Source organism: Streptosporangium sp. NPDC050148 (assembly GCF_055586505.1).
The window spans coordinates 42,528-59,578 of sequence record NZ_JBVJIA010000007.1 but is presented as its reverse complement, the minus strand read 5'-3'; the positions used below and the strand labels follow the sequence as shown (position 1 = coordinate 59,578).

15 protein-coding genes are annotated in these 17,051 nt (G+C 72.3%); 10 read left to right on the top strand and 5 right to left on the bottom strand.

What is annotated here, in order from left to right; translation table 11 throughout:
* Window positions 1-17: 17 nt before the first annotated feature.
* Window positions 18-827 (bottom strand): aldo/keto reductase, encoded by an 810-nt coding sequence (locus tag ACZ6RT_RS09600; protein ID WP_470153067.1) that lies wholly within the window; start codon window positions 825-827, stop codon window positions 18-20.
* Window positions 828-1,155: 328 nt separating this feature from the next.
* On the opposite strand from ACZ6RT_RS09600, the gene ACZ6RT_RS09595 reads away from it, so the two are divergent.
* The 7 genes from ACZ6RT_RS09595 (at window position 1,156) to ACZ6RT_RS09565 (ending at window position 9,178) form a co-directional block, all read left to right on the top strand.
* Complete coding sequence (locus ACZ6RT_RS09595) at window positions 1,156-1,830, top strand: GAP family protein (RefSeq protein WP_399186329.1); 675 nt, start codon at window positions 1,156-1,158, stop codon at window positions 1,828-1,830.
* A gap of 234 nt (window positions 1,831-2,064) precedes the next feature.
* A complete protein-coding gene (gene erm, locus ACZ6RT_RS09590) occupies window positions 2,065-2,880 on the top strand; it encodes an ErmE/ErmH/ErmO/ErmR family 23S rRNA (adenine(2058)-N(6))-methyltransferase (RefSeq protein ID WP_470152803.1) in 816 nt (271 codons plus the stop codon).
* Window positions 2,881-3,237: 357 nt separating this feature from the next.
* A complete protein-coding gene (gene arfA / locus ACZ6RT_RS09585; protein ID WP_399186331.1) occupies window positions 3,238-4,746 on the top strand; it encodes an arabinosylfuranosidase ArfA in 1,509 nt (502 codons plus the stop codon).
* A gap of 164 nt (window positions 4,747-4,910) precedes the next feature.
* Complete coding sequence (locus tag ACZ6RT_RS09580) at window positions 4,911-6,251, top strand: extracellular solute-binding protein (protein ID WP_470152801.1); 1,341 nt, start codon at window positions 4,911-4,913, stop codon at window positions 6,249-6,251.
* The gene (locus ACZ6RT_RS09575) at window positions 6,248-7,168 is read left to right on the top strand and encodes a carbohydrate ABC transporter permease (protein WP_399186333.1); all 921 of its coding nucleotides are present in this window, start codon (window positions 6,248-6,250) and stop codon (window positions 7,166-7,168) included. Before ACZ6RT_RS09580 ends, ACZ6RT_RS09575 begins: the two co-directional genes overlap by 4 nt.
* Window positions 7,165-7,998, top strand: coding sequence for a carbohydrate ABC transporter permease (locus tag ACZ6RT_RS09570; protein WP_399186334.1), 834 nt, complete (start codon window positions 7,165-7,167; stop codon window positions 7,996-7,998). Before ACZ6RT_RS09575 ends, ACZ6RT_RS09570 begins: the two co-directional genes overlap by 4 nt.
* Before the next feature lie 142 nt (window positions 7,999-8,140).
* Window positions 8,141-9,178, top strand: a complete 1,038-nt coding sequence (locus ACZ6RT_RS09565) for a sigma-70 family RNA polymerase sigma factor (RefSeq protein WP_470152799.1) — start codon at window positions 8,141-8,143, stop codon at window positions 9,176-9,178.
* Between the two features lie 6 nt (window positions 9,179-9,184).
* Here ACZ6RT_RS09565 and ACZ6RT_RS09560 read toward each other — a convergent pair whose 3' ends face one another.
* The 4 genes from ACZ6RT_RS09560 to ACZ6RT_RS09545 all read right to left on the bottom strand — a co-directional run bounded on the left by ACZ6RT_RS09560 (window position 9,185) and on the right by ACZ6RT_RS09545 (window position 12,985).
* The gene (locus tag ACZ6RT_RS09560) at window positions 9,185-9,994 is read right to left on the bottom strand and encodes an alpha/beta fold hydrolase (RefSeq protein ID WP_470152798.1); all 810 of its coding nucleotides are present in this window, start codon (window positions 9,992-9,994) and stop codon (window positions 9,185-9,187) included.
* Window positions 9,991-10,965, bottom strand: coding sequence for an SDR family oxidoreductase (locus ACZ6RT_RS09555; RefSeq protein ID WP_344894514.1), 975 nt, complete (start codon window positions 10,963-10,965; stop codon window positions 9,991-9,993). The genes ACZ6RT_RS09560 and ACZ6RT_RS09555 overlap by 4 nt, the downstream gene beginning before the upstream one ends.
* 222 nt (window positions 10,966-11,187) lie before the next feature.
* Window positions 11,188-11,784: an isopenicillin N synthase family oxygenase gene (locus ACZ6RT_RS09550; protein ID WP_470152796.1), complete on the bottom strand. Its 597-nt coding sequence runs from the start codon at window positions 11,782-11,784 to the stop codon at window positions 11,188-11,190.
* Window positions 11,785-12,334: 550 nt separating this feature from the next.
* Complete coding sequence (locus tag ACZ6RT_RS09545; protein ID WP_470152794.1) at window positions 12,335-12,985, bottom strand: helix-turn-helix transcriptional regulator; 651 nt, start codon at window positions 12,983-12,985, stop codon at window positions 12,335-12,337.
* 846 nt (window positions 12,986-13,831) lie between these two features.
* Between ACZ6RT_RS09545 and hisG the strand changes: the two genes are divergently transcribed.
* The 3 genes from hisG (at window position 13,832) to ACZ6RT_RS09530 (ending at window position 17,045) form a co-directional block, all read left to right on the top strand.
* Window positions 13,832-14,803 carry an ATP phosphoribosyltransferase gene (gene hisG, locus ACZ6RT_RS09540; RefSeq protein ID WP_470152792.1) on the top strand — a complete coding sequence of 324 codons (972 nt, stop codon included), beginning with the start codon at window positions 13,832-13,834 and terminating at the stop codon, window positions 14,801-14,803.
* Between the two features lie 172 nt (window positions 14,804-14,975).
* Window positions 14,976-15,767 (top strand): HAD family hydrolase, encoded by a 792-nt coding sequence (locus ACZ6RT_RS09535; RefSeq protein ID WP_399186340.1) that lies wholly within the window; start codon window positions 14,976-14,978, stop codon window positions 15,765-15,767.
* Between the two features lie 228 nt (window positions 15,768-15,995).
* On the top strand, window positions 15,996-17,045 hold the full coding sequence (locus ACZ6RT_RS09530) for a BMP family lipoprotein (RefSeq protein WP_470152791.1): 1,050 nt from the start codon (window positions 15,996-15,998) through the stop codon (window positions 17,043-17,045).
* Window positions 17,046-17,051: the final 6 nt, after the last annotated feature.

Here is a 17,051-nt window from a genome sequence, read left to right as displayed (position 1 = left end):
CCGGTGGGGCGGCCGGCTCAGTTGAACTCGTCGGGGTCCGGGCCGATGCGGGTGCCCTTCTCCAGCCCGGCGATCCGCGTCATGTCCTCCTCGGTGAGGGAGAAGTCGGAGAGGTCGAAGTTCTCCCTGATCCTCGACGGGGTGACCGACTTGGGGATCACGACGTTCCCCAGGTCCAGGTGCCAGCGCAGCACGACCTGGGCGGGGGTCTTGCCGTACCGGCCGGCGATGTCGGTGATCACCGGGTCGTCCAGCACGTCCCCCTGCGCCAGCGGGCTCCACGCCTCGGTGACGATCCCGTGCCGGTCGTGGAACGCGCGCAGCTCGGCCTGCTGCAGGGCGGGGTGGAGCTCGATCTGGTTGACCGCGGGGACGAGGCCGGTCTCGTCGATGACGCGCGTCAGGTGGGCCGGCTGGAAGTTGGACACCCCGACGGCGCGGATCCGGCCGTCGGCGTGGAGCTTCTCCAGCGCCCTCCAGGTGTCCAGGTACCGGTCCCTGGCCGGGGTGGGCCAGTGGATGAGGTAGAGGTCGAGCCGGTCCAGGCCCAGCCGCTGCATGCTCGCGTCGAAGGCGGCCAGGGTGGAGTCGTAGCCCTGGTCGTCGTTCCACAGCTTGGTGGTGACGAACACCTCGTCGCGGGGCAGGCCGGCGGAGGCCAGTGCCTCGCCCACCTCCCGCTCGTTGCCGTACACCTTGGCGGTGTCGATGCTGCGGTACCCCGTCTCCAGGGCGGTGCTCACCGCCTTCGCGGTCTCGGCCGGGGGGATCTGGAACACGCCGAAACCGAGCCGGGGCATGGACACCCCGTTGTTCAAAGTGATCATCATCTCTGGTTCTCTCCTCATCGGTCGCGAACGACCCGGGGCCGCCGGTGCGCGGCCGCCGTGGACGGGCGTGCCGTCGGCCGGCGCCCGTCATCGGGCCACGTGACCACGGCGGACGCCGGAACAGGTCCATACCCGCCCTCGCGCCGGTACGCCTCGGCGGGCCGTAGTCCCAAAGGTGTACGGCCACCTCGACGTCACGCAGGAGGTCACGCGCGGGTCCGGGGCGGAGGATCGAAGGGACGGTGGGCGAGATCCTGCCGATCCCTGCCGATCCCTGCCGATCCCTGCCGATCCCTGCCCCCGTCCCCACCGCCGAAGGACCACGTTGACCATCACCCTGATGCTCACCCTCGCCGCGCTGGCCCTCCTGGACAGCATGAGCTTCGGGACCCTGGGCGTCCCCGTGTACCTGCTGATCTCCTCGGACCGGTCGCCGGCGGGCCGCCTGGTGGTCTACCTGACCACGGTCGCGCTGTTCTACTTCGGGGTCGGCGTGGCCCTGATGCTCGGGCTGGCCGCCGCCCTCGACACCTTCGACGAGGCCCTGAGCAGCCGTCCCGCCTACTGGGTGCAGCTCGTCATCGGCGTGGGACTGTTCGCGCTCAGCTTCCGGTTCGACTCCAAGCGGCAGAGGGACCGCCCGGACCGCTGGGAGTCCCGCCTGGGCGGCCCGGGGGCGATGGTCCTGCTCGGGCTGACCGCCGCCCTGCTGGAGGTCGCGACGATGCTGCCCTATCTCGGCGCGATCGGCTTCATGACCTCCGCGCAACTGCCCGCCGCGCAGTGGGTGCCGCTGCTGGCGGGCTACGTGATCGTCATGATCCTGCCCGCGCTCGTGCTGTTCGCCCTCTGGTCGGTCGCCCGGCGGCGGCTGGAGCCCGCGCTGCGGCGGCTGCGCGACTGGATGCGCAGGCACTCGGCCTCCACGATCGGCTGGACCCTGGGCATCGTCGGGTTCTTCGTCGCCCGGGACGCCGCGGCCCACCTGTTCCTCCTCTGACCTGCGAGGACCCGCGCGGAAAACCGGTTGCGCAGTGGCGAGACGAGTCGTATCGTCTATCGCCATGTGCCTGTATTACGCCGTCATGACCTACGGCTATGTGATCCGTCCCCGCGGTGACCGGCCCCTGGCCCGCTAGGGACGCGTCACCCCTTCTCCGTTCCGCCACGCGTCCCCGATGCGCGCCCCGGGCCTTCCGAGACCTCTCACCTCGGACCCGAAAGGGCGAAAGCCGTGGCGCACTTCTCCGCGCACCGAAACCGTTCATCATCTCAGGGAAAGGGGGAAAGCGACCGTGGCCGGGCCAGGCGCGTCCTGTCACAGAACTTCCTCGTCGATCCGCACGCCGTACGCCTGATGGCCGAGACCGCGGGCTCGCACGAGCTGCTCCTGGAGCCGGGGGCCGGCCGGGGAGCCCTCACCCTCGCGCTGGCCGGCCCCTGCGCCAGGGTGGTGGCGTACGAGATCGACCCGGAGCACGCGGACAGGCTCGCCGCGCGCGCCCGCGGTCACGACCGGATCGAGGTGGTCAGGGCCGACTTCCTGACCGCGCGGGCCCCGCGCGAGCCGTTCGCGGTCGCCGGGAACATCCCGTACTCGATCACCTCGGCGATCGTCGGCTGGTGCCTGCGCGCCCCCGCGCTCACCTCGGCGACCCTGCTCACCCAGCGCGAGTACGCGCGCAAGCGCTCCGGCGACTTCGGCCGCTGGAGCAGGCTGACCGTGCTGACCTGGCCGGGCCACTCCTGGGAGCTGGCCGGTCGCGTCGGCCGGGCGAGCTTCCGCCCGGTGCCCGCCGTCGACTCGGCGATCCTGCGGATCACGGCCCGGCCGGTCCCGCTGCTGCCGTCCGGGCGGCACGACGCCTGGCGGGCGTTCGTCGAGGAGGGCTTCACCGGGCGGGGCGGCTCGCTGCACGCCTCGCTGCGCGGGCGGTACCCGTCCCGCAGGGTCGACGCGGCCTTCGCGCGGGCGGGGGTGGACCGTGACACGGTGGTGGCGTTCGTCCATCCCGACCGGTGGCTGACGCTCTTCGAGCTGATCTGCTGAGTCCCCGGGCCGCGGGAGCGCCCGGGGCGGGGATCGCCCCGTCCCGGCCACTCCCGCACCCTCGCTTCAAAACGATTTTATTCCGGCGGAAGGCGGGGCTCACCCCCGGTGAGCTGGGAGATCGCCGACGACACCGGCCTCCAGAGGCGATGACGGACGAATCCTGACATGCGTCACTCTTGACTCACCGTTACCGGAGCGTTGACACTCGCTCAAAGCCGTCGCCGACCTTTCGTTGTGTTAACGCTAACAACTCGCGACCTACGTCGACAACCCGCGACCTCCGCTCTCCGCCGCCCCGTGAACCGGACGGTTCCGCACCGCCCGGCCCGCACCCCCGCACATGAGGAGATCTTCGTGCCGTCCGCGTACCTCACCATCGATCCCGCGTTCAGGGTGGCCCCCGTCAGCCGGCGCACGTTCGGGACGTTCGTCGAGCACCTCGGCCGCTGCGTCTACACCGGCGTCTACGAGCCGGACCACCCCACCGCCGACGAGGACGGCCTCCGGCGCGACGTCCTGGAGCTCACCCGCGAGCTGGGCGTCACCACGGCCCGCTACCCCGGCGGGAACTTCGTGTCCGGCTACCGCTGGGAGGACGGCGTCGGCCCGCGCGAGCGCCGCCCCCGCCGGATCGACCCGGCCTGGCACAGCACCGAGACCAACGCGTTCGGCCTGGACGAGTTCGTCGCCTGGGCCCGCAAGGCCGGGGTCGAGCCGATGATGGCCGTCAACCTCGGCACCCGGGGCGTCGCCGAGGCGATGGACCTGCTGGAGTACTGCAACCTCCCCTCCGGCACCCACCTGTCGGACCTGCGGGTCGCCAACGGAGCCAAGGAGCCGCACGGCATCCGGATGTGGTGCCTGGGCAACGAGATGGACGGCCCCTGGCAGATCGGCCACAAGAACGCCCGCGAGTACGGGCGGCTGGCCGCCGCGACCGGCCGGGCGATGCGGATGATCGACCCGGACGTGGAGCTCGTCGCCTGCGGCAGCTCCGGCTCCTCCATGCCGACCTTCGGCGCCTGGGAGGCGGCCGTGCTGGAGGAGACCTACGACGTGGTCGACTTCATCTCCTGCCACGCCTACTACGAGGAGCACGACGGCGACCTGGCGAGCTTCCTGGCCTCGGCGACGGACATGGACCGCTTCGTCGACGCGGTGACGGCGACGGCCGACAGCGTGGGGGCCAGGCTCAAGAGCGCCAAGAGGATCGACATCTCCTTCGACGAGTGGAACGTCTGGTACCTGTCCCGCTTCCAGAACGCCGAGCCGCCCCGGGACTGGCCGGTCGCCCCGCCGCTGCTGGAGGACCACTACCACCTGGCCGACGCGGTGACCGTCGGCGGCCTGCTCATCTCGCTGCTGCGGCACAGCGACCGGGTGACCTCCGCGTGCCTGGCCCAGCTGGTCAACGTGATCGCGCCGATCATGACCGAGCCGGGCGGCAGGGCCTGGCGGCAGACCACCTTCCACCCCTTCGCCCTGACCTCCCGGTACGCGGCCGGCCACGTGCTGCGGGTCCCGTTCGACTCCCCCTCGCACGAGACCGCCCGGTTCGGCGAGGTGACCGCGCTCGACGCCGTCGCCACCCACGACGAGGAGACCGGCGACACCACGCTGTTCGCCGTCAACCGCTCGACCGACCGGCCGCTCACCCTCACGGCCGACCTGCGCGCCCTCGGCCCGGTGCACCTCGCCGAGGCCACGGTGCTGGCCGGCCCCGACCCCTACGCCCGCAACACCGCCGACGCCCCCGGCACGGTGGTCCCCCGCGCCAACCCCGACGCCCGCCTCGGCGACGGGAAGCTGGAGATCACCCTGCCGCCCGTCTCGTGGAACGCGGTCCGCCTCACCCGCCCGTAAGTCCGCCCCGGCGCGCCGTCACTTCCCACCGGCCGCCGGCACACCCGCACAGAAGCAGATCCGTCCCGGCGCGCCGTCACCTCCCCGGCCGCCGACGCACGCGGAAACACCTCCGTCCGGCCGCGCCGTCGGGAAGGCGCGGCCCCGTCCCCCTGGAGACAGCAATGGACGACATTCCACCGACCCCCTCACCCATCAGCCGGAGAAACCTGCTGGGCGGCGCGCTCGCCCTCGGCCTCCTCGGCTCCGGCTGCTCCATCCCGGTGGACCTGGGCTCCTCGCGGACCCGGGTCAAGTACTGGCACTTCCTCGGCGCGAGCGACGGGGTGATCATGAACGGCATGGTCGGCGCGTTCGCCGAGGAGAACCCCGACCTGTTCGTCGAGGAGAACGTGCTGCAGTGGGGCGAGCCCTACTACACCAAGGTCGCGATGGCGGGCTCGGGAGGCCGCTCCCCCGACGTCGCCACCTTCCACCTCGCCCGGCTGCCCGGCATCGGCCCCGGCCAGATCCTCGACCCGATCAACCTCGACCTGCTCGCCGAGAACGGCCTGCGCGCCGAGGACTTCAGCCCGCCCATCTGGGAACGCGCCCACATCGACGGCGTGCTGTACGCGGTGCCGTTCGACGCCCACCCCATGGTCCAGTACTACAACACCGACATCTGCGGCAAGGCCGGGCTGCTCGGCGGCGACGGGAAACTGCTCCCCACCAAGGGCACCGACGAGCTGCTGGCGGCGCTGCGCAAGGCCAAGGACGCGCTCGGCGGCAAGCCCCCGCTGGTCTTCGACGCGCTCGGCCTGGGCACCGTGGGCCCCTGGCGCGTCTGGTGGTCGCTGTACCCGCAGAGCGGCGGCACCCTGCTGTCACAGGACGGCACGCAGGTCACCATCGACGACGCCAAGGCGCTGGAGGCGCTGGCCTTCATGCGCACGCTCGGCGAGGAGGGCCTGTGTGACACCACCCTCGACTACGCCGCGTCGGTCGCCGCCTTCCAGAGCGGCACCGCGGCCTTCCTGTGGAACGGCGACTGGGAGACCACCACCTTCAAGCTGGCGAAGATGCCGTTCAGCATGGCGCGCTTCCCGTCGGTGCTGGGCGGTCACTCGGCGCAGGCCGACTGCCACGTCTTCGTGGTGCCCCACCAGCGCGACCGCGACCCCGAGGTCGAACGGGCGACCTACCGGTTCATCGCCTCCCTGGTGAAGAGCAGCGCCGACTGGGCGGTCGCCGGTCACGTCCCGGCGTACCTGCCGGCGCTGGAGAAACCCGAGTACCTCGCCCTGAACCCGCAGTCGGAGTACCGCTCGGTCATCACCGACGTGGCGCTCGACCCGCAGGTCTGGTTCGCCGGGTCGGCCTCCCGGCTGTGGATCGAGTTCGGCGGGGCGTTCTCTACGGTGATCAGCGGAGCGCGCACGCCCGAGCAGGGCCTGGCCGTGGCCAAGGACGCCTTGCGCCGCCTGATGGCCGCCCCGAACCCCTTCCCCGAGGAGCCCCGATGACGACCACCGTCACCGCTCCCGCCACCGCCGCGCCGGTCGCGGCGGCCCGGGCGGGTCACCGCTGGACCCAGCACGGGCTGCTGTTCGTCGCGCCCTTCCTGATCATCTATCTGGCCTTCCTGGTCTGGCCGCTGATACAGGGCCTGCGGATGAGCCTGACCAGCGTCAACGTCGCCGGGTCCAACGACCGGTTCGTCGGGTTCGCCAACTACGCCGAGGCGTTCGGCGACCCCCGGATGTGGAACGCGCTGTGGAACACGCTGCGCTTCACCGTGCTGAGCACGATCCCGCTGGTCGTGCTGGGGCTGGCCCTGGCCCTGCTGGTGCACAACCTGCGTTTCATGCGGTGGCTGTGGCGGTTGTCGTTCTTCGCCCCGTTCCTGCTGCCCTCGGCGGTGGTGTCGCTGCTGTGGATGCACATGATCTACCAGCCGAGCTTCGGCCTGCTGAACAACGCCCTCGGCACCGACGTGCTGTGGCTCGGCGACCCGGGCATGGCGATGTGGTCGGTCGTGCTGACCACCGTGTGGTGGACGGTCGGCTTCAACTTCCTGCTCTACCTGGCCGCGCTGCAGAGCATCCCCGAGCACCTGTACGAGGCCGCCTCCATCGACGGCGCCTCGGCCTGGGACAAGCTGCGCTCGATCACGCTGCCGATGCTCCGCCGCACCACCGGCCTCATCGTGGTGCTGCAGCTGCTGGCCTCGCTCAAGGTCTTCGACCAGATCTACCTGATGACCGGCGGCGGCCCGGACGACTCCACCCGCCCGATCATCGAGTACGCCTACGACATGGGCTTCACCGGCTACCGCATCGGCTACGCCTCGGCCGTGTCCTACATCCTCTTCGTCCTGATCGTGATCGTCTCCCTGGTGCAGCTCCGGCTGTTCCGCAAGCGCGAGGAGTCCCGCCGATGACCAGACGCCTCAGCCCGGGACAGCTCGTCCTGCTGGTGATCACCGCACTGCTGGCCCTGCTCTGGCTCGTCCCCGTCGCCTGGGCGGTCGCCACCTCCCTCAAGCCCGAGGCCGACACCACCGCGATCCCGCTGCGCTGGTTCGGCGAGGAGGTGACCCTGGACGCCTACGCCCTGGTCCTGGGCACCGGCGGCATCGTGAAGTGGGCGATCAACTCCACCGTCATCGCGGTCGCCGTGACGTTCATGACCGTGCTGTTCTCGGCGATGGCCGCGTACGGCTTCGCGCGGATCCCGTTCCGGGGGCAGCGGGTGCTGCTCGCGGCGATCCTCGCGGGGATCATGGTGCCCCCGCAGGTGCTGATCGCCCCGCTGTTCGCCGAGATGGTGGCGCTCGGCCTGGTCGACACCTGGTGGGGCGTCATCCTGCCGCAGGTCGCGGCGCCGGTCATCGTCTACATCCTCTACAAGTTCTTCCAGGGGGTGCCGCCGGAGCTGGAGCAGGCCGCGTTCGTCGACGGGGCGGGGCGCTGGCGGGTGTTCTTCACGATCGTGCTCCCGCTCTCCCGCCCGGTGCTCGCCGCGGTGTCGATCTTCACGTTCATCACCACCTGGAACAACTTCCTGTGGCCGTTCCTGGTCTCCACCGACCCGAACACGATGACCCTGCCGGTGGGGCTGGCCAACGTGGTGCAGGGCACCTTCGGCGTCCGGTACGCGCAGATCATGGCCTCGGTGGTCCTGGCCGGCCTGCCACTGCTCGTGATCTTCGTTCTCTTCCAGCGCCAGATCGTCCGCGGCGTCGCCCACACCGGCCTGGCCGGTGAGTGACGGGCGCCTGACGACCGCCCGTCCCCCGCGAGGTCTCCCGCGAGGTCTCCCGCGGGACGGGTGACCGTCCCCGCCGCGGGGTCCCGCGACGTGCGGGCCCCGCGGCGGCGGCCGTCCGCGCTCGCGTAGGGTTCTCCCCGAGATGAGCGAGATCGGGACGACCGGCGGGACCGACGCCGCACGGCTGCTGGAGGCGGCGAGGGCGGGTGACCCCGACGCCTTCGGGCGCCTGGTCGACCCGTTCCGCGCCGAGCTGCAGGCGCACTGCTACCGGATGCTCGGGGCGGTGCACGACGCCGAGGACGCGCTCCAGGAGACGCTGGTACGCGCCTGGCGGAGCCTGGGGCGGTTCGAGGACCGCGGCTCGATCCGGCCGTGGCTGTACCGGATCGCGACCAACCGCTGCCTGACGCTGATCGAGCAGCGGGGCCGCCGCGAGCTGCCCGCCGACCTCGGCCCCGGCTCCGCGCCGCTCGCCGAGATCGCGTGGATCGAGCCCTACCCCGACGCGCGGCTGGGCCCGGAGGCCCGCTACCTGGAGCGCGAGGCGGTGGAGCTGGCCTTCGTCGCCGCGCTCCAGCACCTGCCGGGCCGCCAGCGGGCCGTGCTGGTCCTGCGGGAGGTCCTCGGGTTCTCCGCGCGCGAGGTGGCGGACCTGCTGGAGAGCACGGTCGCGTCGGTCAACAGCGCGATGCAGCGCGCCCGCGCGTTCCTGGACTCCCGGCTCCCCGCCACCGGCCAGCAGGAGACCCTGCGGTCGCTGGGCGAGGAGAGGGTCAGGCGGCTGGCCGAGGACTACGCCGGCGCGTGGGAGGCCGGTGACGTCGACGCCATCGTGGCCATGCTGACCGACGACGCCAGGTACGCGATGCCGCCGCTGGCCGAATGGTACGCGGGACACGAGGCCGTCAGGGCCTTCCTGCTGGAGGGGCCGCTGGCCAGGCGGTGGCGCTTCCTGCCGGCGCATGCCAACGGGCAGATCGCGTTCGGCACCTACATGTGGGACGAGGACAGGGCCGCCTACGTCGCCGGCGGGCTCGACGTGCTCACCCTGCGCGGCACGAAGGTCGCCGAGGTCGTCGCGTTCCTGGACCCGGAGGTCTTCCCGCTGTTCGGGCTTCCCGCCGAGGTCGCCGACCCGCCCGGCGGCCCCCGGGACATCCGGCCGTCCCGGCCGTAGGTCGTCTCAGCCGAGGGCGGGGGCGGCCCGGATGATCCGGGCCACCTCGGCGGGCGCGCTGTAGTTGAGGGTGTGCCCGGCTCCGGGCACCTCGGTCAGCTCTCCCCGGGGGAGCAGGGCGGCGACCCTCCGCGACCACTCCCGTGGCGCGATGAGGTCCCGCTCCCCGCGCACCACCATGGCGGGGACGTGCACGTGGCCCAGCTTGTCCTCGATCGGGTCGGCCAGGGCGGCGTCCAGCGTGGCGAAGTAGCGGCGCGGGCCGCAGACGAGGTAGTCGCGGCCCAGCACCGGCACCAGGCCGGGCCGTTCGAACGCCGTGTTCCCCGCCAGCCGCGCCGCCTGCCGCCACGCGGAGCGCGCGCCGGCGTCCATGGTGGGGCCGATGAGGGTCACCGGCCCCAGCAGCTCGGGGGCGTGCACCGCCATGTCGACGACGACCTGGCAGCCGACCGAGTTGGCCACCAGCGGCGTGCCGCCGCGCCCGGTGGCGCGCAGCCATCCGGCCAGCACCCGCGACAGGCCGCGGATGTCCAGCGGCTCGCGCGGGCCGGGCGTACGGCCGAATCCGGGCAGGTCGACGGCGACCGCCCGCGTCTCCGGTGCCAGGCACCGGGCCAGGGGCAGGAAGTAGCGGTGCGAGCAGCCGAGGCCGTGCACGAGCACCATCTCCGGCGCGGAGGCGGGCCCCAGCACGGCGGCGTGCACCGGGACGCCCGCCACGGCGGTGACCTCGTGCTCCTGCCAGCCGGTCGCCCGCCGTCGGGACGGCCGCCGGCCGGTCGGTGACCGGCCGGCCGGCTGCTCGCCCGTCACCTCGTCGTCAGCAGACGCCGCGCGCCCACGGCCGCTCCGGCCAGGGTCGCCGCCACGGCGATCCGGCGTACCGCGGTCTTGCGCCCGCCGTGCCAGCCCCCGGTCACCGCTCCCGGCCCCGGGATCGGCTCGTGCAGGTTGCCGTGCGTGTCGGCGGCGCGCTTCCTGCGCGACAGGTGGGTACGGTCGACCTGGGTGGCCATCGCCCGCTCGGTGCGGCCGGGGGCCTTCTTGGCCTGCCGCACCATGGCGCGCCCGGCCGGGCCGACGACGACCTCCCTGCGCGGGGACCGCACCACCTTGACGATCGCCTTCGCGACCCGCTGCGGCGTGTACACCGGCGGCATCGCCACCGGCTTGCGCCCGGTGTAGTTGGCCGCGTGCTCGAACAGCGGAGTGTCGATGGTCGCGGGCATCACCGTGCACACGTCGATCTTCTTGGCGCCCTCCAGCGCCAGTTCCTGCCGCAGGCTGGCCCCCAGGGCGCGGACCGCGAACTTCGACATCGTGTACGCGTGCGTGTAGGGCTGGGCCACCACGCCGACGATCGACGCCACGTTCACCAGCACCCCGGCGCCCTGTGCCCGCAGGTAGGGCAGGGCCGCCCTGGCGCCGTGCACGTACCCCATCACGTTGACGTCCATCACCCGGCGGAAGTCCTCCAGCGGCACGTCGCTGAACGGCCCGAAGACGGTCACCGCGGCGCAGTTCACCCAGACGTCGATGCGCCCGAACCGCTCGGCCGCCAGCCGCGCCAGTTCCCGTACGGCCTGCTCGTCGGTCACGTCGGTCGGCACCACCAGGGCCCGCCCGCCGGTGGCCTCACACTCCTCGGCGACCTCCTTGAGCACGCCCTCGCGCCGTGCGGCCAGCACCACCGAGGCCCCCTCGGCCGCGAACGCCAGGGCGGTCGCCCGCCCGATACCGCTCGACGCGCCGGTGACGACGACGACCTTGTCCTTCACCTTCATCCGACGACTCCCCGAACTAGAGATTCACGGGCCGCTACCGGCCCGTTCTCCCCCTCCCCGGTAGACCCCCGCCGAAACAACACCCCCCGCGCGTCGTCCCCGGCCGCGGCGGGACCCGGGGCGAAGAACGACGGAGCCCGCCTCCCCGGGGAGGCGGGCTCCGCGACGTTCACGGCTCCCACGGGCTCCGGACGAGGCGGGCCCGCGGGTGGCGCGGGGCGCTCAGGTCTGCGACGACTCCTTGCCCAGGCCCTTGAACCTGTTCTCGATGAAGTCCCCCCACGTCGCGTCCAGCATCGTCAGCTCGCCGTCGACCATCTTCCACTGCCGGGCCTTGTGCGGCGGGTAGGCGAACAGCACCGACGACAGGCGCCGGTAGCCGGGGGGCATGGGCTTGGTGTGCACGCGGTGCGTCGACGGCCGGAAGCGCTCATCGGACGCGCTCCAGAGCATCCGGCCGATGTTGCACAGGACCACGTCGGTCCCGGCGATGACCGGCTCGACCCAGGTGCCGTCGTGCAGGACGTACTGCAGGCCCTGGTCGGACGGGGGGAGCTGGAGACCGAGCATCTGAATGCCCGAGTGCTCGTGCGCCAGCACCTGGCGGTCGCCCACGTCCCTGTAGTTGATCACCCGCAGGTTGGTCGCGTCACGCGAGAGGTCCAGCTCCGGCGTCCCGGGCGGCATCATGCCGCGGACGACCTCGCCGAAGAGCGAGATCAGCCTGAACGCGACGTCGAACACCTCGGTGGCGGCGGCCCCGAACCTCGGGAAGGCGCGCAGGACGTCCGCGGCCCCGGGCGGCTGATCCGAGATCATCGCCCCGCTGACGTGAATGAACTCCTTGGGGTCGGCCACGCCGTTGGCCAGGCGGGGAATCTCCGAATGGTACGGAAAGAATCCGTGCGTCCCACCGGCGGACAACTGCGGAACGGATTCGTACCGATAATCGGACAGGCTCGGTTCGGTCGACGCGCAGGCCGACGCGAATTCGTTCATCATGCCTGCGACGCGTTCACCGATACCGGGGACCTCTGCGGCCATGAAGCCCCATCCGGTCAACTGCGCGCCGATGTCCTCGGCGGCGGAGTTCATGTCCGCCTCGAGTTCGTTCAGTCTTATGGAGGGAACGCGGCCACTGAGTTCCATCGGGGGGACGTCCAATGTCGCTCCTTTTGTCGTCGGCCATCCTTGTTCGAGGCTAGCCCTTTCACCGGAGCAGTCAAGGAGTCGCGGATCGATTTCGGAGAAAACATTTCCCGGCATGGAACGGAATTAACTCCGGATGATAATGACCGCGCGCGGCGGGCCGGAACCGGGCACGGCGCGCCGTCGCCGGTGCCCCCTCCGGGTCCTCGGGGACGGTTCCTCACCGCGCGAGCCCGCTCCCCAGCCGCTCCGCGGCCAGGGCCACCTCCGTCCGGTTGGAGCAGCCGAACTTCACCAGCAGGTTCGAGACGTGACGCTTGACGCCGTGGATGGATATCCCCATGGCGCGGGCGATCTGGTGATTGCTCATCCCCTCCAGCAGGAGGGCCAGCACGGCGCGCTCGCGCTCGGTCAGCCTCCCGATCGGGCGCGTTCCCGGACCGGGCGCACCGCGCTCGCCGCCGTTCACCGGACCGCGCGTCCCCCCGGCAGGAACGGCCGGGACGGGCGGGCCGGGCACGGCGGACGGGCGGGAAAGGCCGGGCACCGCGGACGTGCCGGACGGATCGGGCCTGGTGGGAGGGCCGATCGGGTCACCGCGGAGCACCCGCTCGAAGGTGGCGGACAGCCCCGCGACGCTGATCTCTCCGGGCGTCAGGTAGCCGTCGGCGAGGGACGGGACGGGCCGGACCCGCTCCTGTCGCAGGACGGCCAGCATCGTCGGGCGCCTTCCGGCGGGGCTCGCGGCCAGGATCTCCGGCAGCGCGTCCAGGGGTGCCACCGCCACGTCGAAACGCCGTTCCGCGAGCAGCGCCCGGGCCTCCGCCGCGTTCCGCCCGACCGCGGCCTCGGCCACGGCCGGCACCTTCATGAGCAGTAGCGGGAGCCCGTGATAGGAGACGTCGTCCTCGGCGAGCCAGAGGACACAGAGCCCGGAGCGGCGCGGGCCGCCCTTTCCGGCCCGTCGGCGGGAAGGGGTGCCCGGAAAGGGATCTCCGGCCTCCGTCACGCTGGCATCCATCGCACGGCCCTTTCTCCTGGATCCGCGAAGAACGCATTCCACGCCGGGCCGGAAAGAACGGTCCCGGCATTGTCAGGGCACGAGGAGCGCGCCGGGCCGTACGGCAGGGCTCCGTGCGCCGACGGCGCGCGACGGCCGCACGCCTTCATGTTTCCGGCCCTTGCGGGAACCTCGCCGACCCCTGGCCGGTGGACGATATACGACTCCGGTTACGGCCCCTCATAAACAATACGGATTAGCATGGATATATATTTCTTTACCGTTCAAGCACGTTATCCAACGGCCTGGGGTCCGTCAACCGGCCGGATGACGGCCCCCTATGGCCGCGGCCCGCTTTTCCGGCGCGGGCATATCGGCGAGCTCGGCGGACGATCGTTTCCGGTGCCGCGGCCGGGTGCCGTCGCGGGTCGTGACGTGAACCATCGGCCACCTCCATGGTTCACTTGCCGCCGCCCTCGCGCCGCGGGGACGCTTACCGGGGCGCAGACCGGATCACGGTGACGGGCGGTCCGCGGTCACGGACGACCTCGCCGGGACCCGGTACGACGAGGGCGGCCCGGCGTGCGGCACCACGGGGTGCCGCGGGGCCGCCACGGGGTCGCCACGGGGCTTCGGAACCCTCACGGCCGGGACCCGGGCGGCCTCCCCGAACCCCCGTCACCGGTACGACCGTCGCCGCACGCCTGGGAGGACTGCATGGTTTCGCTCGCGCTGCCCAAGGGATCCCCGCTGGAGCGGCGGACCCTGGACCTCTTCGCGGCGGCCGGCCTCGACGTGCGCAGAGCCTCCGACCGCAGCTACCGGGCGGGCATCGACTACGACGGCCGGATCCAGGTCGCCTTCTACCGGCCGCGCGAGATACCGCTGGTCGTCGAGAGCGGGGCCTTCGACTTCGGCCTGACCGGCACCGAGTGGATCGAGGAGACCGGCGCCAAGGTCGAGCCCGTGAGGGCGTTCACCTCCTGCACGGGGACGGACCGGCCCTGGCGGGTGGTGCTCGCCGTCCCGACCGGCCATCCGGCCGGGAACGCCCGCGAGCTGCCGCCCGGGGTGCGCGTCGCCACCGAGTACCCGAACATCGGCCGCCGGTTCTTCCGGAGCCTGGGACTGCCCGCCGAGATCGTCCACTCCTACGGCGCCACCGAGGCCAAGATCCCCGAACTCGCCGACGCCGTCATCGACGTCACCGGGGGCGACTCCGCGCTCCGGCACAACGACCTGAGGATCATCGACACCCTCAGGACGTGCGCGCCGCATCTCGTCGCGGGCCCGAACGCCTGGCGCGACACGGACAAGCGCGTCACGATCCAGAAGGTCGCGCGGCTGCTGGACTCCGTCCACGCGGGGGCGGCACGCGTGCTGCTGACGGCGCGCGTCCCGGCGCGCGACCTGCCGCGCGTGGCGTCGGCGATGCCGGGCCCCTCCTGGCGGGCCGGCACCGGCCTGACCGGTGACGACGCCGGCGCGGGGGGCCGGGAGGGCGAGGGGGACCTGGTCGTCGTCCAGGCACTGGTGCCCCGGCGGCACCTGGCCGAGACCGTCGACGCGGTCCTGGCGGCCGGGGCCCTCGACGTCGTGGAGTCGCGGGTCGGCAGGGTGGCGACGTCCGGGCGGGACGACCCGCGGGGCGGATCACCCGGCCCCGGGGACCCTCGTGTGATCACATGACGGCACGGGGGCCGGGGCGACCCGCGTCACGCCCCCGTCCGGTCACGACCAGACGAACGGAGACGCGCATGACGCGCCCGTACCACCACGCCCCGGGGCGGCCGGGGGTCGCCTCCCCGCCGGCCGCTCCCCGTCGCGCGCGTCGCGCCGGCCACGAAGGAGACGGCACGCCGTGAGACGCCGGATGATCGTGTGCGACCTCGACGGGACGCTGCTGGACTCCGCCGGCCTGGTGTCGGAGCGCACCCGCGTGGCGGTGCACCGCGTGCAGCGGGACGGGCACGTGTTCGTCGTCGCGACGGCACGGCCGGTGCGCGACACCCGGCACGTGGCCGTGGCGCTCGGCGGCACGCCCGTCGCGGTCTGCGGGAACGGCTCCATCACCTTCGACTTCGTCCGGGACGAGGTGGTCGACTACCACCCGCTGGCCGAGGAGCACGTCGCCGAGGCGCTGAAGGTCCTGCGCGACCGGTTCCCCGGGGTCCGCCTGGGCGCGGAGTGCCGGCTGGAGCTGGTGCTGGAGGACTCCTTCGGCCTGCCCGAACCCCTGTCGCGGAGCGCGCGGCGGGTGCCCCGCCTGGAGGACGGGCTCGACCGGCACAACGTCGGCAAGCTCATGGTGCAGCTGGAGGGGAACGCCCGCCACTACCACGACAGCGTGCGCCACCTGCTGACCGGATGCGAGGTCACCATCTCGGCGGACGTGTTCTGCGAGGTGATGCGCGCCGGCGTCACCAAGGCGGCCGCCCTGGAGGCGATGGCCGGGCGGCTCGGGTTCGGCACCGTCGACGTGATCGCGTTCGGCGACATGCCGAACGACCTTCCCATGCTGACCTGGGCGGGAACGGCGGTGGCCGTCGCGAACGCCCACCCGGCGGTGCTCGCCTCGGCCGACGAGGTGACGGCGTCCAACGACGAGGACGGGGTCGCCAGGTGGCTGGAGCGGCTGACCGGCCGCGGATGACCGGGCCACGGATGATCGAGCCACGGGCGAACGGCCGCGGATGACCGGGCCACGGGTGAACGGGCCGGCCCCCGGCATCCGGCGGCACTTGTCTGATGAGTATTGACGCTTGTCTGACCGGTGTCCATCATGGGTTCACCGGAGCCGAGGCCCCACCGGCCGCACCCGGCTCACGGAGGTGGACCCCGGGCCGTGCCAGGCGCGGGCGCTCGATCCGAGAGGTGCGCCATGCCCCGACCACTCGCCGTCCGGCTCCTCGTCACCTGCCTGGTGATCTGCTCACTCGCGGCCTGCTCGACCGCGGGGAACGGCAGCGCCGCGAACCCGCCCTCCGGCGGGGACGGCGCCGCCACCTCGGCCGTCACGGTCGGGGTCGCCTACAGCCGGGGCGGCCGTGGCGACAAGTCCTTCAACGACTCGGTCGGCGCCGGGCTGGACCGGGCCAAGGCCGAACTCGGCGTGAAGGTCAAGGAACTCAGCCCCAACGCGGCCGGGTCGGACCTGGAGGAGGTCCTGCGCCTGCTGGCCGAGACGGGCCACAACCCCGTCCTGGCCGTCGGCTTCTTCTACGCCCAGCCCCTGACGAAGGTCGCGCCGGCCTTCCCCCGCACCCAGTTCGTCATCGTCGACGACGCGTCGGTGAAGCTGCCCAACGTCACCAACGTGGCCTTCCGGGAGGAGGAGGCGAGCTACCTGGTCGGAGCGGCCGCGGCCCTGAAGTCGGCCACCGGGCGGATCGGCTTCGTCGGGGGCGTGCAGACCCCGCCCCAGGAGAGCTTCATCGCCGGGTACGCGGCCGGTGCCAGGAAGATCAATCCCAAGATCGACATCTCCAGCGTCTTCATCAGCCAGCCGCCCGACTTCAGCGGGTTCTCCTCGCCGGACAAGGCCCAGGAGGCGGCCCGCGGCATGTACGACGGCGGCGCCGACATCGTCTACCACGCCGCGGGCGCCTCCGGGCTCGGCGTCTTCCAGGCGGCCAAGGCGGCGGGCAAGCAGGCCATCGGGGTCGACGTGGACCAGCGCGCGACCGTGGACCCCGCGCTGGCCGACGTGATCCTCACCAGCGCCACCAAGGAGCTCGACGTCGCGGTGCTGCGCACCATCCAGGAGGCCGCGGCGGGCAAGCCGGTCTACGGGGTGCGCGAGTTCGGGCTCAAGGAGAAGGGGGTGTCCTACGCCACCAGCGGCGGCGGCCTCAGCGACGTCCGGCCGCGCCTGGAGGAGCTGCGCGAGCAGATCGTCGCGGGCGAGATCGACGTACCCGCCACCCTCTGACCGATC